Source organism: Paenibacillus sp. JNU01, assembly GCF_059130585.1.
The window spans coordinates 2,218,157-2,243,315 of record NZ_CP169723.1 but is presented as its reverse complement, the minus strand read 5'-3'; the positions used below and the strand labels follow the sequence as shown (position 1 = coordinate 2,243,315).

The following is a 25,159-nucleotide window of genomic DNA, read 5'->3' as shown; positions in this document are numbered from 1 at the left end:
AGGGTACTTCCGCATATAATGGAAAAACAATTGATCAGTATACCAAGCATGATTTCACTCCTGAATTCGCCAAACTGAGTTTAGAACATCGTCGACTTCTTTGATTCTTATGACAGATGGTGTTTGAATTAGATTTCCTCTGACCATGACCATAGCGATGTCTGACAAGGCCTCAATCTGTTCCAGCGGATTTTGCTCCATGATAATCAGATCAGCATGTTTCCCGATATCCACCGTCCCTGTAACATCGTCAACGCCTAAGATCTTCGCATTGGTTCGGGTTACCATGTCGATGACCTGCTTGTTGTTCATGTTGGCCTGTCTCATGTAGTGGTCCATCTCTCTCCATATATCATAGTGAGTCACGTAAGGCATGGCGGCATCAGTGCCCATACCAATGGTGATGTCGTTTTCGATCGCTTGTTTTACACCTTTGAGCATGGAATCGTAGACGAGTCTGGAATTTTCTTTTACCGTTGCACTTACCTTCGTTACGCTAGTATCCAGTGAAGCGGATGGATAGGCGGCTTGCAGGGTGGGGATGAGTGCGGTGTAGCCATTCAGGGCATTGGGATTATTTTTGAACAAACGAATGATTTCGTCGTCCATCTCCGAACCGTGTTCGATGGTATCGACGCCACCTTGTAACGCAACACGTACACCTCCCGTGCTTTCCACATGGGCTGCTACCCGCAGGCCAATCTTATGCGCTTCGTTACAGATCGCCGCAACTTCGTCCACTGTCATCTGTAAACGTCCAGCTTCGCCAACCATCTTTGCATCCGTCACGCCACCCGTCACACAGATTTTGATCAGATCCACGCCGTGTTTCACATTGATTCGTACATTTTTTCTGGCTTCCCACGGGGATTCGCCCTCCAGAGCCAGAAATGGAGCACCATGTCCGCCCGTGACACTTAGGAAGAACCCGGAGACAAGCAGATTAGGGCCGACAAAGTCACCGTTGTTAATCTCATCCCGCAGCTGAACGTCGGTGTAAAAGAATTCCCCCACACTGCGCATCGTGGTCACACCCGCATGGAGAGCGGTCAGCGCGTTGCGTTTCATTCGTTTTTTCAAAACGTTTCTGCCAAACTTGGTGTTCAATATTCGATCATAGGCAAACTGCAACAAACCACTGACCGAGAGACTGAATGGTTTACCGTCTGCAAAGAGATGTACGTGGGCATTAATCAGTCCAGGCATACCATAGGAAACGACTCCTTAATAGTGAATGGCTGGTTCGTTATTAAAACAGCCCTTTTTGGAGGGAGCGTCAAGGGGGATTTCTTGATGAACTTCGACCTTATAGCGTTATTAGCTTTACCGAGATGACTTTGATAAAGGCTAACGCGATTTGAGTTGAAGGATATCACAAAAAGTGAGTAGATATATATATATTATTGATAGTAAGAATTGCAGCATGAAAAAATATCTAATTATAATATGAAAAATAATCTAATAAACATGGTATTTTTTCATTTTACAAAAAGGTAATATGTTAAAAAGAATGGTGGAAATTGTAATAAATTGAGTTGTGTAACATTAACTGAAGTGGACGAGGTGTGATTTATGAGCATCATTGATGTAAACGGTATCACAAAGGTTTATCGGCAATACAAAAGATTTTCGGGATTGGTTGGCTCTCTGAGAAGTCTAGTTACTAGGCAGTATACGGAGGAAGTAGCGGTACGTGATATCACTTTTTCGATAAAGGAAGGAGAAGCAGTAGGTTATCTAGGTCCAAACGGTGCGGGCAAATCCACCATGATTAAGATGATGACGGGAATATTGGTTCCGACTTCTGGCCAGCTAAGGGTTCTTGGTTCGATCCCACATGAAGCAAGGCAGAGCAATTCTCAAAATATTGGCGTTGTGTTTGGACAAAGGAGTAATTTATGGTGGGATCTTCCGGTTCGTGATTCTTTTGATCTTCATAAATACATATATAAGCTCTCAGACTCCACATATCAAAAAAATCTGAACTACTATTCCGACCTCCTAGCGTTATCCTCATTTATTGAAAAGCCTGTTAGACAATTAAGTTTGGGTCAAAGAATGCGAGTGGAAATCGCAATGGCCTTACTGCATGATCCCAAAATTTTATTTCTAGACGAACCAACGATTGGTCTGGATGTCATTGCCAAAGAACAGATTAGGGAATTTCTAAGGATGATTAATCGTGAGAAGAAAGTCTCCATTGTTTTGACGACTCATGACATGAAGGATATTGAGGAAATTTGCCAACGAATGATTGTTGTGAACAAAGGCAATATGGTTTATGACGGATCTGTCGAACAACTTCGAACAACGTTGGGTGATCAGCGCCAGGTTATCATTTACTTCCGGGAAGAGCCAGGCGTGATTGATATACCCGGGATTAAACTAATAAAGGACGAAGGGTTAAGAAAAACGTACTTATTTGAAAAAAGCGACAAGACCGTATTTGATTGTGTGAATCAGATCGCTAGTGAACATGCAGTTGAAGATGCTTCTATTGAAAGCGCAGACATAGATTCGGTCATTCGGAAACTCTATAGAAAATTGGACGAAGAAGATAGAGCAAATGAGTTGTGAAAGGAGGGCCTGGGTTGAAAACGTATATTATGTTTGGTGTAAAAACATTCTCGAATCAACTTTCATATCGTTCTGAAGTTTGGCTAAGATTGCTCGGGAATTTTGTGGCTATTTTGATTCTGACTGAGATCTGGAGAGCAGTTCTAGGGAATGGAGAGATTGAAGGCATAGGTGTAGAGCAAATGATTACATATAGCATTATCAACACGTTGCTTGCTGCCCTGCTACTTACCGGAATTAGTGCAAAAGTGGATAACAGTCTAAAAACAGGTTCAATTGCTTCGGAACTTATTAAACCTCTTTCTTATCCTCTACATCTATTATCTGAGGGACTAGGGAATTCATTCTATCAGTTGGTGTTTACTTCTATTCCTTCTTTATTCATCGCATGGTTTTTCTTTGGTTTTCTTCCTCCAGCTTCGGCAATTCATTTTCTGTTTTTTTTGATTGCTTTAATCCTGGCATTGGCCATTTCGTTTTTGTTGGGGTACCTTATATCTTTATTGGCTTTTTGGCTCATGAATCACTTTGCATTAAATTGGATGTTGGGCGGATTCATCACGATTTTTTCAGGTTCCTTTTTACCCTTATGGTTTTTTCCGGATTCGTGGGTGACCATAACCAAAATGCTTCCTTTCCTGTACCTGGGATATCTTCCTGCTGCAATCTATTTGGGAGCGGTCACGATTCAGGAGATAGGAACTTTTATTATTACAGGTCTAGTATGGACTGCGGGGCTGACTCTTCTTGTGTGCTGGTTATGGAATAGGGCGATCAAGCGTCTGGTGGTCCAAGGTGGATAATGTAGCTGTAGAGAGGCTGATCTAAATGACATTGAAACTTTTTGGGAAATTAGTCTTTTTGTTAACTAAAGAAAGAATGGAATATCGCGGGGACTTCTTCCTTGCAGTTATTGCTCAAATCATTAATTATACCGGAGATTATATTATTATTTGGCTGTTTCTAAGAAAGTTTGATACTCTGGCCGGTTGGTCCTGGCCTGAAATTGCGTTGTTGTACAGTCTGGGGCTGTTCACTTACGCACTAGGAGCCTCTTTTTCATTTGTGCAAATGCGGGACCTTGAGAATCAAGTGAAGAATGGGACATTTGATTCAATATTGATCAAACCCGTGAATCCATACCTATACTTGGTATGCAGGGGATTCAACTTGGGATACCTTGCACATGTGGCGATATCAGGGTCTGTGCTGCTCTGGGCACTCTTTAAGTTAAACCTGAATTTATCCGGGGCTGAAGTGCTGTACCTTATTCTCTGTATCATTGGCGGGGCCATGATTCAGGCTGGATTCATGTCGGTAATCGGAGCCGTATCCTTTGTTTGGATTAGAACGAATTTTTTGTTCACCTTATTTTTCAAATTTAAGGAATTCATATCGTATCCACTCCCTGTATTCGGTACATTCATACAAGTACTTTTAACGTTTGTCATTCCATTTGCGTTCATCAATTTCTATCCTGCTGCATTCTTGCTTACCAAAGGCACCGCGCTGTTGTCATCATGGACGATGTGGATTGTACCTGTGATAGGTCCTCTGGTTTATTTGCTTGGTTACCGTCTGTGGATGCTCAGCGTGAATAAATATCAAGGTGCAGGAGGTTAAGTCTGTGGAACAAATAAAGGAGGCTATCTCGAATCTTTTACCTCAAACGGACAAAATGGGAGTCATCCAATTTGTCAGGCAACATCGATTAGAGAGTTTCGTTAGTACTCGATTTGAGGGTGTTTATACAAAAGAGTTAGAGATTGATCTATATAACATCAAGAAGTTGAATGAGGAAAAATTAGCTTTTTTGAAAAGGATTCATTTAAGACAAGGAATAAAACCATTAGTTATAAAGGGATTTACATCTTTTTACTTGACCGGGAATACCGCATTATTAAGGAAAAGCAAGGATATGGATGTTTTTACGCAAGATCCTTCCGAATTTGTTAGGATTCTGGTGGAGGATGGTTTCAATGAAATAAAGTCACCCAATCCGCATGAATATTCCATGCTAACTAAAGATTCTATTGAAATTGATTTGCATCGGCATTTTCCGATTGCTTCATATCCGAGAGATCTTGAGCAGAGGGAGTTGAACCAAGAATTAACTACGAACGAACCATTGCAATTCGTAAATTATCTGGATTACGATTCGATCATTCATCATACGGTAGAATTACCGGATTGTCTGATTCCTACAGTAACGATGTCAGCTTTACTCGCTTGCATTAATATATTTAATGATTATGTGACCGGTTTCGCCAAAGCTCCATCCATGAAGCTGATCGAGGTCATTGAAGTTATGGAGTTAATACGTCATCAGAATTTTAACAGAGGTGTTTTTGTACAGTTCGTTAATCTTTATGGGGCTCAAGATGCTGTGTCTTTCACTAATTATATCACCCAGGAATTATTCGGCATGGAGCTAGTTTATATAGATGGGTTAAGAACTTACTCGAAATACCCACAAATACTTTTCTGGCAATTTAACACATGGTTTATTCCTGAAAGAATTCAAGATATTACGGTGTCAGATAAGTTAGACCCTATCTTCAGGGTTATGGATTCTTCGAAGGCTAAGGTCTCACGTCATGCAAGCAATGTATATTCCAATAAGAGCATGCAGTATCCATTATTCGGAATTGAGAAAAATAATGGCGGGGAATCACCTGAGATAGAGATGAATGTTCTAATGAAAGATATATTATCTGTCACTGTATATGTGAATACGGATTCAGGCATAGACGATGATGTTATCCATATTCAAATAGGGAAGTTTAGAAAAACGCTGACGAGAAATAAATTTGCATATTTTTCTAGGGATGTTGTCAAATATGATCGTACGGAAAGAGGATATGCTGTGGAATTCAAAATAAGCCAAGAGGATATTCCTGACCTAATGAGTAATTATTATGATCATATCATTCTGTTTGTTGAACACCATATAGAGACACACGTAAGTAGCAATTTTTATTTCATCGATATTGTTTACCAAAGTTGATTCTATAAGGGAGGGATGAATCAGAAAAAGGAATCAAGATAATAATTTCCTGAGGTGATGATTTGAAAAAAGAAAAAGATTTTTTGACTTGCCAACGTATTGGAAGAGAATTCCCCGACAGGGAATTTGAGATTAAGTTTGAATTTCAGCAAAAAGGTTTGGAATTAACTCATTATTTAGCGCTTATAGAGAAAGCAATTAAAGGAAGTGGTCGTTATGTAATTGATCCCGTCCAAGTACGAAGCACAATGACAACGCATTTTTTTTCTGATAACGACCTGGAGTATTCCATCTTTGAATATGAAAACAGGTTGATGTTAAAGAAAAAGAGACACGAAGTGTTACATTCGGAATTATTCCAAGTTTATTGTAATGATGAGACATTTCTATATGACTTCAATGCGATCAAATCGGAATTGGAGAAAAACCAAGTTCACTATATGGGGTGTATGACAAAGAAGCGTATCAAAGATTTTTTGCTCAATACAACGGACGGAAGGATATATTCATTGGCAGTAACAATCTGCGAAGCATACAATCAATTTCAGTACCAATTTGAAATTGAATATAACGGATATATATCAAAAATGGAACATTCGGATAACAACGAAAATAAATTAGTTGAAGCATTGATTCTTACAGCAAAAGATCTGTTTGAAGTGATTGGCTCAGATATAATTCCTTCTGGGGACAGAAAGTTTGATTTTGTTCAAAGATCACGACCAAACTCTACTGGATTCAACAAGATCGATATACTGAATGAAATTTTATAAGAGAATCTACACTGGAGGTTTGAAGCGAAAATGAAGCATCCTATATTTTTATCAGGTCCGCACGGGTCGGGCAAAACGACGTTGTTAAACAAATTAAAAGAAAAGCACAATATTTTTTACGAAAACGATTTTGACGTTGATTTTCTTAAAGAGTTCCCCAACATCAGGAATTTGTCCGATTTTGAGCGTTGCTTAATCAGACTTTACCACAGAATCTACTTGACTAATTATGCGGGCACGTTAGCAGCCTCCAAATCTGAAAACGTAATCATTACATCTCGGGGGATATATGATTCTGCTGCGTATATATCTACATATCGGAAATTAAACTGGTTCGAAGAGCAACATTTCGAGAGACTGAAGTTTATTCTTGAGAATAGTGGCTATCAACCGTATACCATTGTGTTAAATCCGCCACCTGAAGTTGTGGCTGCTAGGCTCGATGGAAGACGAAAAGAGGGTACAAGGAAAACAAGGGACGATGTATTTTTGAGTGAGGACTCCTATGAGTTCATAGAGAATATATGCCAATTCTTTTCCGGGTTAAGAGATATGAAGCACATTTTGTATATTGAAGATAATACGGACAGTGATATTGAGAAAATACTGTCATGGGTCGATGAAATTAACGCAGATAGACCCATCTTCAATATACGATAAGAAAAGGAGTTGCACATGTTGTGGATTTAAGAGTATTCGACAATATCAGTTTCGAAAGCTTGTATGAGCGATTGGACAGTAGGTGGAATTCAAACCATGAGTTGAAAAAATATATTCATCGAGCTAAATTTGACAAGTTACTATCTCACCTAACAACTGGAGAGAGTCTGCTTGATATTGGGAGAGGCGGCTCTGTAGATGGTATACTTGGCGTATTGGCAGCCAAAAAAGGATTGAATGTGACCATAAGTAATGTGTCGGAGAAAAATCTGAAAGTGATTCAAAAATTTGCAGAGATTCAAGGTGTGAAAGAACAAATCACATTTGTGGAAGCGTTACCGTTTGAACTTCCTTTTAAGGATCAATCGTTTCAAAATGTAATTGCGTTGCATATTTTGGAACACCTCCCCGACTTCAAACAAGGTCTGGAAGAAATAAGAAGGGTCAGTCAAAACAAAGCTATCGTTGCGCTTCCAACATGTTTGAATTTCTGTGCAATATCACGACTCGGTGGTTCCCATTATTTTGAGTTTTCCTGGAAGAGCCCCTTCTCGTTAATTTATGGTTCATGGAGATTGTTATACCATGCGGTAAAAGGTGACGAGGGGGTTGCGGAAGACATGGAGGAATTCGGGAGGGTTAACAAACACTTGTGGAGATTTCCATGGAAAATGAGAAAGAGCTTGAAAGAGGGTGGGTTTGAAATTGTCCAATTTGGTCCGGATGCGATTCCACTGCCATGGTTTAATGCTTGGTTGCCTTTAATGAGAAAATTGGACAAGTTTAGTTACCATCCGGTGCTTAAGCATTTTGGAATGGGAAGTCATGCGGTTTTATCCAAAAAAAATCAATATTATGAATAACTAATCAAGATCTAGTTCATTTGTAAAGGAGACGATTAAGTTGACAACTTGGAATGAATTTATTGCCTATCTGGAAACGGAGATCAATTGGGATGAACCTACGCAAGAGCAGTGTTTAAAAGTGGAAGGCGCTTTAAAAAAAATCATTAAATGTCCTGAGGAAATCCAGCAACGTTGTCGGGAAATTGCAACGAACGAAGAACTCTTTAAAGAATATAAACCCCATAATCAATATCCACGGATAACGATGGATAAATTTATGTTGCACATGGATACCGAAGATCGTTTTCGTGTGAGACTGCACAGGTTCAAATCCAAAAAGCATAATGGAGAGTCTGTCCCTAAAGTGCACAGTCATAAGTGGATCTATTCAACCATCATTCTTGCCGGTTCGTACAGAGAAAAACTGTGGAAAGTTCTTGAAACCAATGACGATACGATGGAAGCAAAATTGGAACTGTTAGATGAATATATGCTAAATACAGGGGATACGAATTCGGGATTGCTTGATTACGCACATCAAACCATCAATGATAGCGATGATGAGCATTGCATAACGCTGTTTATTCGAGGTAAAACATTGCAAAAGGGAGCCAAGATATTTAATTTGGATCAAGGGTCTTTTTCGTATACGTTTAGTCCGGACAAGCAATTAAAAGAAGCTTATACAAGTTTGTCTAATTATCAATTTACATTCCTGCCTTAACATACGTCCGAAAGGAGATCAGAAATGAATAGTCACGTTAATGAAGTTTTGGAACGTAATTTAAAAAATCTTAGAGAAAACCATTATCCTGGAAGAGGTATCGTCATCGGTCTTACGCCTGATCAGCTGCATTACGTTCAGATTTATTGGATTATGGGGAGAAGCGAGAACAGCCAGAATCGTATATTCGTAGAGGAAAATGGGTTTGTTCGAACGGAAGCATTTGATTCCTCCAAACTGACAGATCCATCATTAATTATTTATTCTCCAATAAAATTCTATGAAGATCATCATATTATTTCGAATGGAGATCAGACAGAAACCATTTATCATGCACTGAGTGCAGGGAAAACTTTCGAGAATGCTCTGGATGAACGAGAATTTGAGCCGGACCCACCTAATTTTACTCCGAGAATATCTGGATTGTTGCAAATCGGAACAGCCGTACCTCGTTATAAGTTATCCATATTAAAATCGTTTTATAATGATCCGCAATACTGTATAAGAAATATCTATAATTACGAAAAAGCCATTCCTGGGTTTGGCCACTGTATAACAACCTATGCGGCAAATGGAGCCCCCATTCCTTCTTTTGAGGGCGAGCCGTTTATAGTCAGCGTCTATGACGATATCGACGAAACGCTTGATTTTTATTGGAATACCTTAAATAGGGAAACCAAAGTAGCTGTTTTAGCCAAATATATTCATGTTGAGAACGGGAAAGTCACCATTAACAGCATTAATAAGCATTCATACAGTGGAATTACCCAATCATAATTATCGTAAAAAGTCGACAATTAAATGTTGTCGACTTTTATATATTTCTGTGATAGTTTGTCTTAAGCTACAGACACGAAAAAGTTAATATTGTTCTTACATATCGTTCTCAACCCGAACTTATAGCAAAAATATCGGAATAAATAAGGCAGGCAGCAGATTCAATATTTTGATCTTCGTAATCTTCAAGATGTTTAACCCCGTGCAAAGCGCCAGGATGCCGCCAATCAGAGTGATTTCATTCATGATGTTCGTTGTCATGAAAACGGATAAGAAATTAGCCGAGAAGAAGACCAGCACTTCGATGACCAATAGAATGAACGCTGAGAAGATGCTGCCGATCCCGAAGGTGGATGCCAGAATCAATGACGTAATGCCCGAGAAAATCGTATTAATTTGCAAAAAGGTATTATCCCCCTATAATGCACTTTGTAGTGGCCCCAGAATCGGGATCGATCCTACGCACAACAACGAGATGGCAACCGTTAATCCTTCATTTAAGCCGACGATAATTTGGTTATGATGTTGGACAAGATGTTCTCGAAATTAATCAGTTGCCCAATGATCCCGTCTAAGGTGAGGAAGATGATAAACATAATCTGATATTGGCTGGTGGATATGCTGCTCATGGTTGTACTCATGCCTATGATGAGTGCGCTGATCCCAATCACTTGATTGAGTATGGATTTATAACCGTCATTCATAAACTTTTTGGAGATGGCCCCAAGGGTACTCCCGCACATATAATGGAAAAACAATTGATCAGTATACCAAGCATGATTTCACTCCTGAATTCACCAAACTGAATTTAGAACATCGTCGACTTCTTTGATTCTTGTGACAGATAGTGTTTGGATTAGATTTCCTTTGACCATGACCATAGCGATGTCTGACAAGGCCTCGATATGTTCCAGTGGATTCTGCTCCATGATAATCAGATCGGCCTGTTTCCCGATATCCACCGTCCCTGTAACATCGTCAACACCGAGGATCTTGGCATTGGTTCGGGTCACCATGTCGATGACCTGTTTGTTGTTCAGGTTGGCCTGTCTCATGTAGTGATCCATCTCTCTCCACATATCATAGTGAGTCACGTAAGGCATGGCGGCATCAGTGCCTATACCAATGGTGATGTCGTTTTCGATCGCTTGCTTCACGCCTTTGAGCATGGAATCGTAGACGAGTCTGGAATTCTCTTTTACCGTTGCACTGACCTTCGTTACGCTGGTATCCAGTGACGCGGATGGATAGGCGGCTTGCAGGGTGGGGATGAGTGCGGTATAGCCATTCAGGGCATTGGGATTATTTTTGTACAAACGAATGATTTCGTCATCCATCTCCGAACCGTGCTCAATGGTATCCACGCCACCTTGTAATGCAATACGTACACCTTCCGTGCTTTCCACATGGGCTGCTACCCGCAGGCCAATCTTATGCGCTTCGTCACAGATCGCCGCAACTTCCTCCACCGTCATCTGTAAACGACCAGCGTCGCCCACCATTTTCGCATCCGTCACGCCGCCCGTCACACAGATTTTGATCAGATCCACACTGTGTTTCACATTGATGCGCACATTCTTTCTGGCTTCCCACGGCGAATCGCCCACCAGAGCCAGGAATGGAGCACCATGTCCGCCCGTGACACTTAGGAAAAACCCGGAGACAAGCAGATTAGGACCAACAAAGTCACCGTTATTAATCTCATCCCGAAGCTGAACGTCGGTGTAAAAGAATTCTCCCACACTGCGCATCGTTGTTACACCCGCATGGAGTGCGGTCAGCGCGTTGTGTTTCATGCGTCTTTTCAAAACGTTTCTGCCGAATTTCGTGTTCAGGATTCGATCATATGCGAACTTCAACATGCCTTCGCTGGCAGATAAGCTGAATGGTTTACCATCCGCAAAGAGGTGCGCGTGGGCGTTGATCAGTCCTGGCATTACGTATTTTCCTGAGAGGTCGATTGTTGTGTAGTGACTTGGGATATTGAGTTCATGATCTCGGCCGATATCCTGAATAAGACCTTGTTCATTGACGAGAATCGTCATGTTTTTTTGAAGCTTGCGGCTTGAGTCGCCGTGGATCAGATTGACGTTTTTCAATGCGTAAGCGGTGTTCATGTTGTGTTCCTCCTTAGAATGGTGGGTGAAGCTATATAAGTTGAATGATGGGGATGTACACTTATCAATCCGATGACAGAACAACCTTCGGATCGCTGTTATCCCGAGATTTTTTTGATACCCTCTTATTAGGGGAAATCCGGTGATAAATGCGAACGCTTCGCTTCCTCTAGTTATTTCTGTCCTCTCCGTTATCGTGTAAATGTAGGTTCAACTTAAATAGTTTGGTAAATGGTAAATATCCAACTTAAAAATGAATAATTAATTCATTTTTGGATCAAAAAAATAGAGCGACTTAATGTTAGATATTTTTTTGCGTGCAAACCAAGTGAAAATGACCTGATCTGCACGCTTTGTCTACCCGGTATAAGTGATGAGAAGAAGCGTTATTCGTTGAGGCTCTTCATGCCGTATAGTCTGTATACATACAACGCTTCAAATATTTGCTTCCGGCTGTCCTCACTCATATCCCGCTTCAATAGATCCAGATTCATGTCAATCACGTTGTGTGCGAGGATGTTCAGTAGGATCAAGTTCTCCTCGGTGCCAATCTCATAACGTTTATATTGATTCTTGAGATATGCCTTCTTGGTTTCAATCATCAGCTCAACAAGCTCATTCTTGGCGTTGGTGTAGATCGTTCCTTTATTCTTTTCGAAGATGATGACAATCTGATTCCGGTATTTACGTAATACATCCACCTGTTCCTGCAACAGTGCCGATTTTCGCTCGCTTTCCGTTTCCTCGAACAGGGTCTGGTTATCAAAGTGAATCGTCTCCACCAGCACATTTTTCAGATAATCCACCAGATCCGGCGGCACGACAGCGTAGAATAGTTCTTTCTTGTTCTTAAAATAAGTATAGATATTGCCCACGGAAATATTGATCTCATCCGCGATATCGCTCATCTTGGCATCCACATAGCCTTTTTCAAAAAAGACCTTGAGTGCCGCGTATTCAATCTCTTTTCTGACTTCGTCTTTCTTAGCTTGCACCATCGGGAACGACTCCTTAATAGTGAATGAATGATTCGTTATTAGGATAGACCTTTTTGAGGGGGGTGTCAAATGTTTGGGAAGCGTATGACACGTATTAGCAGATCTTTACAGTATTATAGTAGTAAGAATAGTGAATAGTTCATTAGGTTTTTTATAGACATTCTCAGTAGCATAGAGTACCCTATTTATGGAGTCGAAAAAGTAAAATATTAAATAAAAAAGGAGTTAAAAACATGTCTAAGTCTCTTCGCTCTAAAATGCGTACTGAGAAGTTCTTTAATCCATTTAGCGATTCATTTAATTTTGAAAAGGCAGTTCTGACAGCTAAATCAATTTTAGAAGATGATTCGAAAGAGAAAGAAAGATTTTTAGATGATAACAATCATGCTCATTCGATAGTGATGAATTCTGATTGCTTTAATGAATATTTCAAGATTTTGTATGATTATATGAAAGAAATAATTGATGCTTCTCAAGCAGGAGTAGAGACTATATTAAAATACATAATAGCTTTTTCTAATCATGATACGATGAAGATTGATGACAGTTTTGAAAATTATGTAAAAGAAAACTTAGAACTCAAATTGGAAGGTATTGCTTCGCTACAAATAGATAATCAGAACAATCCTATGGGTCCGAGCAATGCAGGCTCAATGTACGAAACCCAAGTTGATATTTTGAATTTATTGTTAAATTATTTAAGATATTTCATAGACGATGAAAAAAAGCATAACAACTATAATCAAAGTGTTTTGCACGAAAATGCTTCTAAAATGTATAAAGCATCTAATATTATGTATGTTATAAAAAATGCTTATGATACGGTTCTTTGGCAAGATGGGAAAATTGATCGTGAAGAAGATAGGCTCAATCTTAGACCTTTAAATAAAGATAATGAGATATTGAGACAAATTGGAAACTTGCGACTACTTCGAAATGAATTAGCCAATAAAATCGTTATTCAGCAGTACATAACAAGCAAACCTAAAATGTTAAAAAACATTTTGAAAATGCGAACTGATTGTTATATATCTAATTTAGAAATAAACTCTAGAGGGTTTATTTCCCTTTCGTATAAAAGAGGAGAATTACCCGATTATATTATTCAAAGTCACTTGTCAGCAATCTCACCAGCAGTTGCCTTCTATCCTCATTTAACCGATGAAAAGTTAGAAGGAATTGGGGATTTGAAGGTGAATGATTTAGGAATTTTGCATGCAGAGCTAGTTGCTCTAGGTCTTAATATCCTTAATACATTAAAAGAAACTAATCCCGCTGAAATAAATGGTTATAACATACGAATGAAAAGAAAAGAATTAATTGATTATTTACTGAAAGTTTCTGGTTATAAAAAATCTCAAGTAGAAAACTATTTATCTTTGGTAGAGAGTGATTTTACCAAGGAAGAAAGAATTAATCTATGGGAGAAGCCACTTCTCAAGATTAGTGGGGTATACTTTTTTGTGTTACCAGCATTGTTGCACCCGAATTATTTACAATTGATTGATGCGTGGCTAGATAATGCAGGATTTTCATTGAAATCAAGGGGAACAGCTCTTGAAATATTCATTAAAGATAATCTGAAAAAGAAGTTGCAAAACAAGGGGGATTTTATAATACCGAAAGATAGTATTTTTTCTATTACCAAAAAGAATTTTGAAGAAATCGATCTAATAATATCTTTTGATAATTTAATCATTCTAGGTGAGATAAAAAACATCAAATATCCTATGGAGGCTAGAGATCACCATAATGCTTTAAAAAGACTCACCGAGGGAGCAGAGCAAATAGCTCGCAAAAAAGGCTTCTTATTAAAGCATAAAGAAAAATTTGCTGAATCTTTGAATGGCATAGATGGAAAAGAAGTCATATGTGTAATAATCACTAATTACACACATTTTACAGGTGTATCAATTGAGGGAATACCAGTAATTGATTATATGGCATTTCAAAATTATATGGACGAAGGATTTATAACTAACAGTAAGACTGTCCTAGAAGAGGGAGAATTTTTAACAGAGGAAATTGAAAAAATCTATTTATGGAGGAGTGAAAATGAGTTTTTCGAGAATTTAAAAGCTTATCTGTACAATCCGAATATTATTGATGTTTTAAGACCTAATGTCAAAATGGTTGAGAGAAAGATTTCTTTGGATACCTTCAATCCAGAAATATATCTTCAATATGCTGATTTAATCTCTGAATAAGGTAATGAAAAAAATGGAAAAACTATGATAAAAGGCTAATTGGAAAGATGTAATAGATAGAATTCTCTAGACTAATAATTCTTTGATACGTTCTCACGTACCACATTTATCTACTTGTCATGTTAATCTCTTTTTAATAAAGGAGAGATTAACATGACAAGTACCAATAGCGAAGACCTCGCTTTGCAGTACGCACAACTTGTTAAACAGGAAGACGATTACGTCGACCAACTGGTCACATGCAACAAACTCATCCTAGACGCCATGGACATTATCGCCAAGCGAGCAGGGGTACTACACATGGATACCGTGAAACAAGCAGCATATCACCTTCATTCCATGGAACAGGATTTGAACCGAAAGTTATTTCAAGTTCGACTGGAGAAGAGCATCTTGGCAAATCAAATAAGCCAGTCTACATAAAGTCACCTTAACTAAAGGACAGTACAGGATCAGACAAGATGATCTTGAACTGTCTTTCTGCCTTCTTATCCAAACTTTTTTCGCTCTCAATTAAGCATTGACTTTCCTCCCAAATCCCCCTACACTTCAATTATTAAAATACTTTTAAAAACTTTCATTGAATGGTTCGAAATGATCGAAAGGAGGCATATAACTAACGATGTTACCCACATCACACAACACCCAACAGGTTAAGCGCATTAACGTTGAATTGGTAAAGAACACACTCAGATCCATGGGAGTTGGCACGAAAGCTTCCATTGCGAATTTGACGAAACTCAGCGTTGCGACATGCGGCACAATCCTGAATGAATTACTCCAAACAGGTGAAATTATCGATCTAGGTCCAGACGAATCGAGTGGGGGGAGACCTGCCAGTCGGTATCAATTCAATGCGGACTACGCCAGTGTGCTGTGTCTGATTATTCGGACAGAGGGCGGCATTCACTCGATTACACATACATATGCCAATCTGAACGGAGAGATGGCGGACGAACAGACGCTCATTTTGGAAGAGATTAATGTAACGGTGGTAGAGGATCTGATTGCAAACCTGATCGAACAACACCACAATGTGCAGGCGATTGGTATCGGGATACCTGGTGTGGCACACAACGGTGTGATTGGGATTTGCGATGTACCGGAGCTGATGTATCAGCCGCTTGGGCCAAGGCTTAAGGAACAATATGAAGATGTAGAAGTGGTCATTGGCAATGACATGAACCTGACGGTCTACGGACTATACAACCAGCAGCAGTTTGAGGAAGAGAAGAATTTCGCGGTGGTGACTTTTCCGGAGAATCATTTTCCGGGTGCAGGTTTTATCATTGATGGTCGTCCGCTGACCGGGAATACCCAATTTGGAGGCGAGGTGTCCTTTTTACCTTTTGGCGTGTCACGGGAAGAGCAGTTGCGAATGTTGAAAACGACGGAAGGGTTGCAGGAACTCGTCACAAAGACGCTGATCTCCATCATTGCGATTATTAACCCGGCAGCGATTGTTGTTACGGGCGATACAATGGACCCGGCTATGCGGGATGACCTGTTACAAGGCTGTCGGGATCACCGGATCCCACAGGAGCATATGCCTGAATTGATCATCCAGAGAGACACTAGGCGCGAATATGTGACGGGGCTAGTCGCTGTTACACTGGAGAGCCTGACCTACCGCATTCAGGTGGTTGAGAAGCAGTGGTAAAGGAACTGAACGTCGATTAGAAGGATGATTTCCTATCTGATCGAATAAAATTGTAGTAATCCTTTATATAAAATGAACTATTTCATTAAACAGGTAACGGAGAGGACAGAAAAAACCTGAAAAAGCGAAGCGGTCGCCTTTATCACCGGATTTTCCCTTTGAGAATAAGAAATCGAAAAAATATGGGGATAACAGCGATTGGAAGGTTAGTCTGTCATCGGAGTGTCCAAGTTAATGACCCTTGTTTCAACTTATATAGACACAATGGAGGAACTTATTTTGAATCAGCAAGCAGATACACAAGGCAACAAACGAAAGTTCAACAAGCTGTACGCCATGCAACTGGCAACAATCTTTTTGGGATTTATCGTATTTGGGATATCGGAAAATATTAAGGGGCCGGCCATTCCGCGCATTCAATTCGATTTTAATCTGGATGAGAAACAGCTCGGGACATTATTGTCTCTTAACGCACTGGGGTACCTGATCGCCTGCTCGTTCACGGCTATTCTGGTACGCAAATGGGGCATCAAGGCCGTCAGCATTATTTCATTTGCATCGATGATCCTTTCGGGTGTGTTCATTTACATGTCTCATAACTATCCTCTCTTTGCTTCATCATACTTCTTCATGTACATCGGTAACGGCATGCTGGAGATTGCTTTGGCGATTCTGGGTGCGCGGATCTTTGTGAAAAACACAGGTACGATGATGAACCTGTCCCATTTCTTCTATGGGTTAAGTTCAACGGTGGCGCCTTTGCTGGCGACAGGGGTGATGTCCTTGAGCGTGTTCGGACACGTACTGGACTGGCGCGGCATGTATCTCGTGATGTTGTCGCTCTGTCTGCTGCCGATCATTGCGGCGCTGCGCAGCAAATTTCCGGGGGATGATCTTCCTCATGAAGATCGGACCTCGCTTAAGACGTTAACACGTGATCCAGCTATCTGGCTGATGGTGCTCATTCTTTCTTTTGGCGTGGTATCGGAACTAGCGGTTGGGGGTTGGCTCGTTAACTTTCTGGAGAAAGCCTACACGTGGGACACGGTGAAAGCTTCGGGGCTACTGTCAGCATTCTTCCTTACGTTCTCGCTAGGTCGTCTGCTGCTGGGTCCTCTAACGGACCGGATCGGATTTGTACTGTCGCTGATAATCTTCTCTGCGTTCTCGGCCATTTGTACGTTTATTGCGCTTGCCGGAGGAGAGGGTCTCGCCATCTTCTTTGCCATCTCGGGTGCAGGTATAGCGATGATCTATCCAACCGTTATGGCGTTTATCGCACGCAGATATCCAAACGGCAGTGACACGGCGATTACGTTCACAGTTACCCTGATGGGGGTCGGCAGTGTCATCGGTAACTATGTGATTGGCTGGGTCATTGAAGGTGTGAAGAATATGTACGGTCCAACGACTCAGTTGGGGTTACTGCGCGGACTTCAGGCGGGATATGGATTCATTGGATTATGTGCGGTGATCTGTGCGGCATCTGGCGTAGTGTTGTATGTGTATTTGAAAAGAAGGCAGGAATTGATTTAGAAATCAATTGCAAAGATAAAAGCCCCACTGATCTCCATGATCGGTGGGGCTTTGCATATGAATATATAAGTAGATTAGTACGGTATATCATCTATCACTAGTATCTTAACTCTCTCCTATGACTTGTTCAAAGCCGCTCTTCTTTTCCAACGTTTCAGAAGCACATACAATCCAAAAGCACCCAAGAAAACCACCGCTGCCGGAACAATATAAGGCTTAACAATCTCATCCACATGCTCCCATTGAGAGCCTAATTTGAATCCTAAGTAGATGTACAATGAGGTGATCGGAAGCATGGCCAAGAATGTAAAGAGACTGAATTTGAACACATTCATCTTCGCCATTCCACAAGGGATGGAGATGACGGTCCGAATGCCGGGGACAAAACGGCCATAGAAAGCGACCCCGCTGCCATATTTCTCGAAGAACGTATCGGAGGCGTCCAGATGATGAGGTTTAATCAAGAAATACTTGCCGTATTTTTCGACCATAGGTCTGCCGCCGTACCGTCCCAGGGCATATAACGTCAGAGGGCCAAACGTTCCACCTACGGTACCCGCCAGTATAGCCAGCCACAGTTTCATATCTCCAAGGTACACCCAATATCCCGCCATGGGCAGCACGAGTTCAGCGGGTACGAATTCAAACGACAAGGCAATAACGAGACCTGCGTACGACAAATCTTTGAAAAAAAGTATAAATTGCGTGATCCACTCCGTCATGCTTTCCCTCCACAAATCTATCTATTTTTTATAGTTTAGAAACACTCCTATACCAAGAGTAACAATAGCGAATAGAGCTTGTCAAAACTCACACGCATATCCGATTAAGCCCGTCACGGCGGGATATGTTAGGTCATACATAAGCGATATCTCATTCGACATGCGTTGAGCAGGCGGTCGGTCTTCGAACAAGATGAACTCCATATCACCCTGCCCCTAACACCAATATAACACTCTGAAAATGTTTCCAAATATAGCGTGATAAAACTATCACTAGCTTCTTCACCATCCTGTACATAAAGAGAAGGAGATCAGAACATGACCGAAACTTCGATTATCGACCAGATCCATATTATGGTTCAATACAATGTATCCTTTTATTGTTTCATGTATATCATATAGATATACAACTGTAGGGAGGTGAGGTATAATTGGAGCATCAATCAAACGAAAGGCGTGGGATTGCCATGACTACAGCCACACTTAGCAAATGGGGAAATAGCAGTGCAATTCGTATTCCTAACCAATTGCTTAAGCGTCTTAATCTGGAAGAAGGCTCGGAAATCGAGATTTTGGTGACAGAAGATAATGAATTGTTGTTGCGTCCAAAAACCAAGCCTGTAGAGTCCAATGAGGAACTTCGTAACCATCTAAAGACGTTGCTCTCTAAAGTAAAACAGGATGCAAGACATGAAGAAATAGACTTTGGCACTGAAGGGAACGAGTTACTTTGATTATTCCCAAGCGAGGCGATCTGATATGGCTTGACTTTGATCCTCAAGCGGGTCATGAGCAAGCCGGGAGACGACCGGCTATTGTTCTATCGGAACTTGAATTCAATGAAATAACGGGTTTTGCCGTTGTATGTTCCATAACGAGCCAAGCCAAGGATTATCCTTTTGAAGTTACAATACCAGAAGACCTGCCATTTTCAGGTGTTGTTTTGACAGATCAGTTGAAGAGTCTTGATGTGCGGCAACGACGTATCCAAATTGCGGGACATGCCGAACCAACCTCTGAATTTATGAAATCAGTTCTACGCAATGTCCGTTCTATATTGGCATAATTGAAAATTAGTAGCTGATCATATTCCTAAATCCACGTCTAACTAAAAGACGTGGATTTTTTCTTTCATATCTAAGTAGCTTCATCCATCCTTGACGCTTCGAATAAGAGCTTCCGAAAGGCACTTATAAGTAGATAAGAAAGATTTTTAATCCTCTGAAAATGCTTCCAAATATAGTATGATAAGACTATCACTAGCTTCTTCACCATCCTGTACATAAAGAGAAGGAGATCCGAACATGACCGTAACTTCGATTATCGATCAAATTCACATTATTGAATACGATCCCTCTTACGCTGCCGCACTCGCGGATATGTGGAACCGCAGTAATGAGAGCTGGGGAGGTGGCACCAACCTTAGAACAGAGGAAACGGTTCGCCGCGAGATGGAGAGTTCGTCCAATCTTCACGCATTTCTAGCCGTTCATGGGAAAGAGGTAGTGGGCTTCTGCAGTTTTGCTCACTACCGCTATGACGAGAGAGCGTTATATGTACCGCTGCTTAATGTACGCCCTGACTATCACGGGTACAAGGTCGGACGCAACCTGATCCTGAATGCTGTGCGCAAGACCGTAGAGGCCGGATGGCCCCGTCTGGATCTGTTCACATGGGCAGGCAATACGAAGGCTGTGCCGATGTACAAGAAATGCGGATTCTTCTGGGAGAAAAAAGATGAGAATGTGCATCTGATGAATTTCATTCCCACCATCTTGCAGACTGAAGCACTTGCTCCTTATTTCGAGGAGCTGGATTGGTATGCAGACAGCACGCGTGAACTCGTCGTCGAGCCGGATGGCCGACGGGAGCGTGGGTTTGATTTCTTTGACTATACGTGGAAAAAGGGAGAGGTCTCCCTGCGGGCTGAATTTGAAAAGTCGGGTCGCGGGCTGACGGCCCTCGAAACACCGGATTACAAGATCGCTACAGAGGTCGATGCTCATGATCTGGTTTTCGGTTCCAGCTACAAGGTTCGCTATCGCATCAAGAACACTTCTGCGTCCGATCTGGCGGTTGAGATCAAGGGTGAGGATAACAAAAATATTCGATTTGCGCTAGACGTTGCACGAACAGTGGCTCCGGGAGAAACCATTACCGTGGAAGGTGAGTTTCACCTTGATCCGATTACAGAGGAACAGAATAACAATAAGACCCATCCCGTTGTTGCCAGCACATGGCTGATCGGTGGTAAGAAAGCGGAGTTCAGGTTAGGTATTGCCCCGAAATTTCCGGCCAAGATCAAGACCGTTTTGCCCGTGAAGGAGCTCTTTCCAGGTATCCCGGCGGAGTTAATTCTGAATGTGGAAAATAATGTGGATGCAGAAACAGAGTTCAGCCTGAACCTGCCTGAGGATGAATTCCTTGAATGGGCGGAGCGTTCGATACGCTTTACGGTGCCTGCTAAAGGCAAAGTGTCTGTGCCAGTACGCTTCATCTTGCGTTCATATGGTCTATATTTCCAAGAAGTAGAAGTGACAGCTGTCCCCGTGGGGAACCATGCGATATCTTTTACAAGCAAAATTTCTGTCCTGATGAAGGGGATCGAGGGCAAATATGGCGGGCAAATTGAGGATCAATGGGTGGCCGTCAATGGCGCATTCTCGCTCCATATGAACAAGCATGATAACGTCATGTGGATTGAATATCCCGGTTCCCGTCATTCATTCTGGTGGACTTATCCGAAGCTGGGTAAGCCGTTTGCTGAAGAGTTATCCAAGAAACAAGCCAAAGAAGTGAATATTTATCCCGAAGGGGAACGTCAGGTTCTTGAAGCGCTGTATGACTCGGAGGATTTCCCTGGCTTACAGATTAAGTCCGTGGTCAAGCTGTCTGCGAATGGAATCGCCGAATTCCACCACGAAGTTGAAAATACACGAGATACTGCCTGGGAAGAGGACCTGTATCTAATGAATAACTTCGGGTTCTATGGTAACAGGTTGATCCTTCCTTATCAGGGGCGCTTCGTTGACATGGGTGATGATTATGCCGGTGATCCGAACCATTGGAATAGCTCACAGATTACGGAGAACTGGCTATTCTGCAAAGAAGAGTATGGGGCGTGCGGCATCTATTGGGACCCTTCCCTGAAGCTTCTTCGTCCGGAATACACGCTGGGGTTGCAGCATGAACTGGGACGTTTGGAGGCAGGGGCTGTAGCACGAACCAAGGAAACGGTGTTTGCTCTGAACACGTTTGCCAAATGGCATGATTTCCGTGCATTTGCCAGGAAGCAGCGTAACCCGGTCATTCCTTTGCTAGACAGTCATCTGGATCTGACACTCAGTGAGGGGAATCCATTTGCCCCGGATGTGCTGCAAGCAACGTTGACTGAACATAAACTGGTTCCGCTTGCGGGCAACCTGGAGCTGTATGTACAGCGGGGTAGCGAACCGGAGGTTATGGCAAAAGCGAAGGAATTCAATCCGGAGCAGAATCTAAACTCCGCCAAACTGACATTTTCACCGGACGAAGTGGATCGCCACCAGCACGTGAGTGGTTGGAAAGTTCGTGGGCTATACCGAGGCGAAGATCGGATTCAGGTGCGAACGGCGCTTTGGTTCCCGCAGACCGGAACAGAGGTGAAGCAGAAGATTGAAGAAGGTTCTTCGGGATCTGTATACACTGTAGACAATGGTGTATTGTCGATCGCCGTTGCTCCAGAATTCGGCAGTGTCGTACACTCACTGAAAGTTGCAGGCGAAGAATGGCTGGACAGCTCGTACCCTGAACCTGCTCCACGCTCATGGTGGAATCCGTGGTACGGCGGGTTGGGAGTGGCGATCCCGGGCATGAATGGTTTCAGCCGCCAGTTGGAACAGAGAGTCGCTTCCTGGACAGAGCAGAAGGATCAATACGGTAACGTCTGGAAGGGCATTAAACTGACCACCCGGATTGAGAAGCATGAAGCGAATCGGGGAATCACAATTCACCAGCATTATCTGATGCTGCCGGGTGTTCCTGTGCTCTGCACGCTGCTTGCGGTGACAAACGAAAGTGGCCTGACGCTGACGGATTACTCGCTTGCGGAGGAACGTTTCCTCCAGCCTTCATCTGTATTTGCGGAAGGATGGATAGAGCAACCGGGCAAAGATCGATTCCCATTAGGCAAAGTAGATGTGGGCCTGCCACTGGAAGACCTCTTGCGAGTCGGATCGGTTTCGCGTGAAAACATGCTGCATGCGGTCCATCGTTACCCGAATCAGAGTGCTTGGGCTTTTGCCAACAATCAGGTGACGGGTCTGCACGTGAATCATCATCTGACACTTCATCACGGGGAGACGGTCTGGACGGAGCCGACCTATCTGGTTCTGGGACCCATCCCGCTGAGTTCAGCAGATGTGCATGACCTTCTGAAACTGAATTTTGTAACTTCTACCGATAAAAAGGAGGCTTCACATGCCGATCATTGATATTCATATTCATCTGTCGGACATCGAGAGCTTTCACCGAACAGCAATCGATCTGTCCAAAGTGGATTACTCAGCCGCAGGTCTTAAAGCGGAGTTTGATAAAAACGACGTCATTCTGGGCATTGGAATGGGGGTTACGGAGCAGACGAAGGGAGCGTTCCCGGATTCCAGTTCCCCCAACCCGATGAGGCTTGATTTGGAGGAAAAGGTTCCGTCATTCCTCATGGAGTGCGTGGGCATTAATCCTAATACGCTGGATGGAAAAAATGCTCAGGATGAGCTTGACCGGATTGAAGCTAGACTGCAATCCCCTGAGGTAGCCGGAATCAAACTCTATGCCGGTTACTATCATCACTATGTGTATGACAAAATCTATACCCCTGTCTATGAACTCGCAGCCAAGTACAACTTGCCTGTTGTGATTCATACAGGAGACACATACTCCATGAACGGGTTACTCAAGTATTCGCATCCACTGACGGTGGATGAATTAGCACTTCAGCAGCGCGGTGTGAACTTCATGATCTGTCATCTGGGCGATCCCTGGGTGATGGATGCGGCTGAAGTGGTGGCGAAGAATCCGAATGTGTATGCGGATCTGTCCGGTCTTGTGGTGGGGGATCGACCTCATTTTGAACGCTTCATGAACGAGCCTTTGTTCATGGATCATTTCCGTCGGGCCTTGGTCTATTCGGATCATTACGAGAAGATGCTGTTTGGCACGGACTGGCCGCTTGCCCCTATCGACCTGTATGCCGAGTTTGTCCGCCGACTTGTACCGGAACAGCATCATGATAAGGTGTTCTACGAGAATGCCTTTGGGCTGTTTCCACGTATTGGACAGCGGATTGCAGATCTGGGTTAAAAGGGAAGTAATGAAACTTTAATATTTGAGGGGATATCATCCGTGTATGTCATTCATGGAAGATGCGAGGTTCACGTTAAATCCCTGCCATGTAAGCTCCTGCCACTTTACTGGCAGGAGCTGTTTGGGTTCAAGATGAGAGTGAATTCATCTTACGTCTAATCTGAAATGAAGTGATCAGGAGAACAAGGGTTCAGTCACCATTTTCATATACTTTTTTAAGTCGTCTTTGGCTTGGGGGGAGTGTTGCCAAACTCCAAGGTTCCAACTCATATAACGAATTCCGAGATATCGGGATGCCGAGGAGAAGTACTTTTCAAATTGATGTTGTGGAATATCGTATCCTTGAGAACTAAGAGCCTCTCGATAGACCTCAACTTGTCTCATATGTGCACAGCGCAGAGGGATGTCGAAGAACAGGGAGCCATATCTTGCTTCCTCCCAATCGATAAAATAAACGTCCTCATTGTTGTGCACCAATACATTGCCAGGATTCAGATCATTATGAATCATCGTATGTGTGTGTTCATCCTTGATGAGAATTTCAAGATCATCTACGATGTTTCTTGCTACAGCTTCAATTTCCGAGATGAGCGGTAATCCGTATTCCTCAATGAATGATGGACTTTCTATAGCGTTTTTCCACGAAGGTCTCCAGCGGTTTTCCATCATATCAACGATATGAGATCGATCCACATTAGGTATCCAGGGCAATTCTTTTTTTGCCCCCATATTCGTTCCGTGTATGTAAGCCAATGCTCGTAATTCTTTATTCTGAAGCAGATTTATATTCAAATGACTATAATCGGTTTGGTAGTCTACATCCTGGATACAGATCAGGCTGCGATCCTTGTTATGAAGTTCATTGGTTAGGCTATAAGGTACATTTGCTCCTTGTAAAAATAATCTGGACAAGGCAGAGCGTTCAATAAACGTGGCCTTCTTGGTCACAAGAGAAATATCCCTGTTCACTCCATTTACAAGGAATTCAATATAATGTCGAAGCAATTCAACGGCTTGAGATCCCGTCCCGACAGGGTTACTTGTAATACTTTGAATGTGAACATCCGAGGATACATATTGATGAATGGTGTGTTTTATTAGTTGTTGTAATGTGAGAGACTCCATACTCATCTGTTATCTCCTTTTTGCCTGTATTTGTTTTTACGAATAAAGAGAACTATAATGGTGGATGCACAAAATTTAAGACTTTTTTGGA

The 25,159-nt window shown here is 42.1% G+C and carries 24 protein-coding genes; 17 read left to right on the top strand and 7 right to left on the bottom strand.

Going from position 1 to position 25,159, the window contains the following annotated elements:
• Positions 1 to 54 precede the first annotated feature (54 nt).
• A complete protein-coding gene (locus tag NLBNIHML_RS09740) occupies positions 55 to 1,206 on the bottom strand; it encodes a metal-dependent hydrolase family protein (RefSeq protein ID WP_494354276.1) in 1,152 nt (383 codons plus the stop codon).
• A 366-nt stretch (positions 1,207 to 1,572) separates the two neighbouring features.
• Here NLBNIHML_RS09740 and NLBNIHML_RS09735 point away from each other — a divergent pair, with 366 nt between their 5' ends.
• The 9 genes from NLBNIHML_RS09735 to NLBNIHML_RS09695 all read left to right on the top strand — a co-directional run bounded on the left by NLBNIHML_RS09735 (position 1,573) and on the right by NLBNIHML_RS09695 (position 9,363).
• Entirely contained in the window at positions 1,573 to 2,577 is a 1,005-nt protein-coding gene (locus tag NLBNIHML_RS09735) for an ABC transporter ATP-binding protein (protein WP_494354275.1), read from the top strand.
• A 14-nt stretch (positions 2,578 to 2,591) separates the two neighbouring features.
• Entirely contained in the window at positions 2,592 to 3,380 is a 789-nt protein-coding gene (locus NLBNIHML_RS09730) for an ABC transporter permease (protein ID WP_124115778.1), read from the top strand.
• A gap of 25 nt (positions 3,381 to 3,405) precedes the next feature.
• Positions 3,406 to 4,200, top strand: a complete 795-nt coding sequence (locus NLBNIHML_RS09725) for an ABC transporter permease (protein ID WP_150365926.1) — start codon at positions 3,406 to 3,408, stop codon at positions 4,198 to 4,200.
• A gap of 4 nt (positions 4,201 to 4,204) precedes the next feature.
• On the top strand, positions 4,205 to 5,584 hold the full coding sequence (locus NLBNIHML_RS09720; RefSeq protein WP_494354274.1) for a nucleotidyltransferase family protein: 1,380 nt from the start codon (positions 4,205 to 4,207) through the stop codon (positions 5,582 to 5,584).
• Between the two features lie 62 nt (positions 5,585 to 5,646).
• Positions 5,647 to 6,357, top strand: a complete 711-nt coding sequence (locus NLBNIHML_RS09715; RefSeq protein WP_494354273.1) for a hypothetical protein — start codon at positions 5,647 to 5,649, stop codon at positions 6,355 to 6,357.
• A 30-nt stretch (positions 6,358 to 6,387) separates the two neighbouring features.
• Positions 6,388 to 7,017, top strand: coding sequence for an AAA family ATPase (locus NLBNIHML_RS09710; RefSeq protein WP_494354272.1), 630 nt, complete (start codon positions 6,388 to 6,390; stop codon positions 7,015 to 7,017).
• 20 nt (positions 7,018 to 7,037) lie between these two features.
• Positions 7,038 to 7,880 carry a class I SAM-dependent methyltransferase gene (locus tag NLBNIHML_RS09705; RefSeq protein ID WP_190945337.1) on the top strand — a complete coding sequence of 281 codons (843 nt, stop codon included), beginning with the start codon at positions 7,038 to 7,040 and terminating at the stop codon, positions 7,878 to 7,880.
• Positions 7,881 to 7,920: 40 nt separating this feature from the next.
• On the top strand, positions 7,921 to 8,586 hold the full coding sequence (locus tag NLBNIHML_RS09700; RefSeq protein WP_494354271.1) for a hypothetical protein: 666 nt from the start codon (positions 7,921 to 7,923) through the stop codon (positions 8,584 to 8,586).
• Between the two features lie 24 nt (positions 8,587 to 8,610).
• The gene (locus tag NLBNIHML_RS09695; RefSeq protein ID WP_494354270.1) at positions 8,611 to 9,363 is read left to right on the top strand and encodes an IMP cyclohydrolase; all 753 of its coding nucleotides are present in this window, start codon (positions 8,611 to 8,613) and stop codon (positions 9,361 to 9,363) included.
• 120 nt (positions 9,364 to 9,483) lie between these two features.
• Here the strand turns inward: NLBNIHML_RS09695 and NLBNIHML_RS09690 are convergent, their stop codons facing one another.
• The 4 genes from NLBNIHML_RS09690 to NLBNIHML_RS09675 form a co-directional block, all read right to left on the bottom strand.
• On the bottom strand, positions 9,484 to 9,765 hold the full coding sequence (locus NLBNIHML_RS09690; protein ID WP_494354269.1) for a DUF554 family protein: 282 nt from the start codon (positions 9,763 to 9,765) through the stop codon (positions 9,484 to 9,486).
• A 95-nt stretch (positions 9,766 to 9,860) separates the two neighbouring features.
• Positions 9,861 to 10,067 carry a DUF554 family protein gene (locus NLBNIHML_RS09685; RefSeq protein WP_494354690.1) on the bottom strand — a complete coding sequence of 69 codons (207 nt, stop codon included), beginning with the start codon at positions 10,065 to 10,067 and terminating at the stop codon, positions 9,861 to 9,863.
• Between the two features lie 90 nt (positions 10,068 to 10,157).
• Complete coding sequence (locus NLBNIHML_RS09680; protein WP_494354268.1) at positions 10,158 to 11,480, bottom strand: amidohydrolase family protein; 1,323 nt, start codon at positions 11,478 to 11,480, stop codon at positions 10,158 to 10,160.
• Between the two features lie 386 nt (positions 11,481 to 11,866).
• A complete protein-coding gene (locus NLBNIHML_RS09675) occupies positions 11,867 to 12,478 on the bottom strand; it encodes a TetR/AcrR family transcriptional regulator (protein WP_307542877.1) in 612 nt (203 codons plus the stop codon).
• Positions 12,479 to 12,711: 233 nt separating this feature from the next.
• On the opposite strand from NLBNIHML_RS09675, the gene NLBNIHML_RS09670 reads away from it, so the two are divergent.
• The 4 genes from NLBNIHML_RS09670 to NLBNIHML_RS09655 all read left to right on the top strand — a co-directional run bounded on the left by NLBNIHML_RS09670 (position 12,712) and on the right by NLBNIHML_RS09655 (position 17,881).
• Positions 12,712 to 14,685 carry a hypothetical protein gene (locus NLBNIHML_RS09670; RefSeq protein WP_494354267.1) on the top strand — a complete coding sequence of 658 codons (1,974 nt, stop codon included), beginning with the start codon at positions 12,712 to 12,714 and terminating at the stop codon, positions 14,683 to 14,685.
• 153 nt (positions 14,686 to 14,838) lie between these two features.
• The gene (locus NLBNIHML_RS09665; RefSeq protein WP_494354266.1) at positions 14,839 to 15,108 is read left to right on the top strand and encodes a hypothetical protein; all 270 of its coding nucleotides are present in this window, start codon (positions 14,839 to 14,841) and stop codon (positions 15,106 to 15,108) included.
• A gap of 199 nt (positions 15,109 to 15,307) precedes the next feature.
• A complete protein-coding gene (locus NLBNIHML_RS09660; RefSeq protein ID WP_472476740.1) occupies positions 15,308 to 16,345 on the top strand; it encodes an ROK family protein in 1,038 nt (345 codons plus the stop codon).
• Positions 16,346 to 16,681: 336 nt separating this feature from the next.
• On the top strand, positions 16,682 to 17,881 hold the full coding sequence (locus tag NLBNIHML_RS09655) for an MFS transporter (RefSeq protein WP_342573461.1): 1,200 nt from the start codon (positions 16,682 to 16,684) through the stop codon (positions 17,879 to 17,881).
• A gap of 116 nt (positions 17,882 to 17,997) precedes the next feature.
• Here NLBNIHML_RS09655 and NLBNIHML_RS09650 read toward each other — a convergent pair whose 3' ends face one another.
• Entirely contained in the window at positions 17,998 to 18,603 is a 606-nt protein-coding gene (locus tag NLBNIHML_RS09650; protein WP_192133401.1) for a DedA family protein, read from the bottom strand.
• A 431-nt stretch (positions 18,604 to 19,034) separates the two neighbouring features.
• Between NLBNIHML_RS09650 and NLBNIHML_RS09645 the strand changes: the two genes are divergently transcribed.
• From NLBNIHML_RS09645 to NLBNIHML_RS09630, 4 genes are all read left to right on the top strand, one after another.
• Positions 19,035 to 19,337: an AbrB/MazE/SpoVT family DNA-binding domain-containing protein gene (locus tag NLBNIHML_RS09645; RefSeq protein ID WP_339236660.1), complete on the top strand. Its 303-nt coding sequence runs from the start codon at positions 19,035 to 19,037 to the stop codon at positions 19,335 to 19,337.
• Positions 19,334 to 19,669, top strand: coding sequence for a type II toxin-antitoxin system PemK/MazF family toxin (locus tag NLBNIHML_RS09640; RefSeq protein WP_494354265.1), 336 nt, complete (start codon positions 19,334 to 19,336; stop codon positions 19,667 to 19,669). Before NLBNIHML_RS09645 ends, NLBNIHML_RS09640 begins: the two co-directional genes overlap by 4 nt.
• Positions 19,670 to 19,907: 238 nt before the next feature.
• Positions 19,908 to 23,075 carry a GNAT family N-acetyltransferase gene (locus NLBNIHML_RS09635; protein ID WP_494354264.1) on the top strand — a complete coding sequence of 1,056 codons (3,168 nt, stop codon included), beginning with the start codon at positions 19,908 to 19,910 and terminating at the stop codon, positions 23,073 to 23,075.
• Positions 23,062 to 23,940: an amidohydrolase family protein gene (locus tag NLBNIHML_RS09630; RefSeq protein ID WP_494354263.1), complete on the top strand. Its 879-nt coding sequence runs from the start codon at positions 23,062 to 23,064 to the stop codon at positions 23,938 to 23,940. Before NLBNIHML_RS09635 ends, NLBNIHML_RS09630 begins: the two co-directional genes overlap by 14 nt.
• A gap of 177 nt (positions 23,941 to 24,117) precedes the next feature.
• On the opposite strand, the gene NLBNIHML_RS09625 is transcribed toward NLBNIHML_RS09630, so the two are convergent.
• Positions 24,118 to 25,074, bottom strand: a complete 957-nt coding sequence (locus NLBNIHML_RS09625; RefSeq protein ID WP_494354262.1) for a phosphotransferase — start codon at positions 25,072 to 25,074, stop codon at positions 24,118 to 24,120.
• Between the last annotated feature and the right edge of the window lie 85 nt (positions 25,075 to 25,159).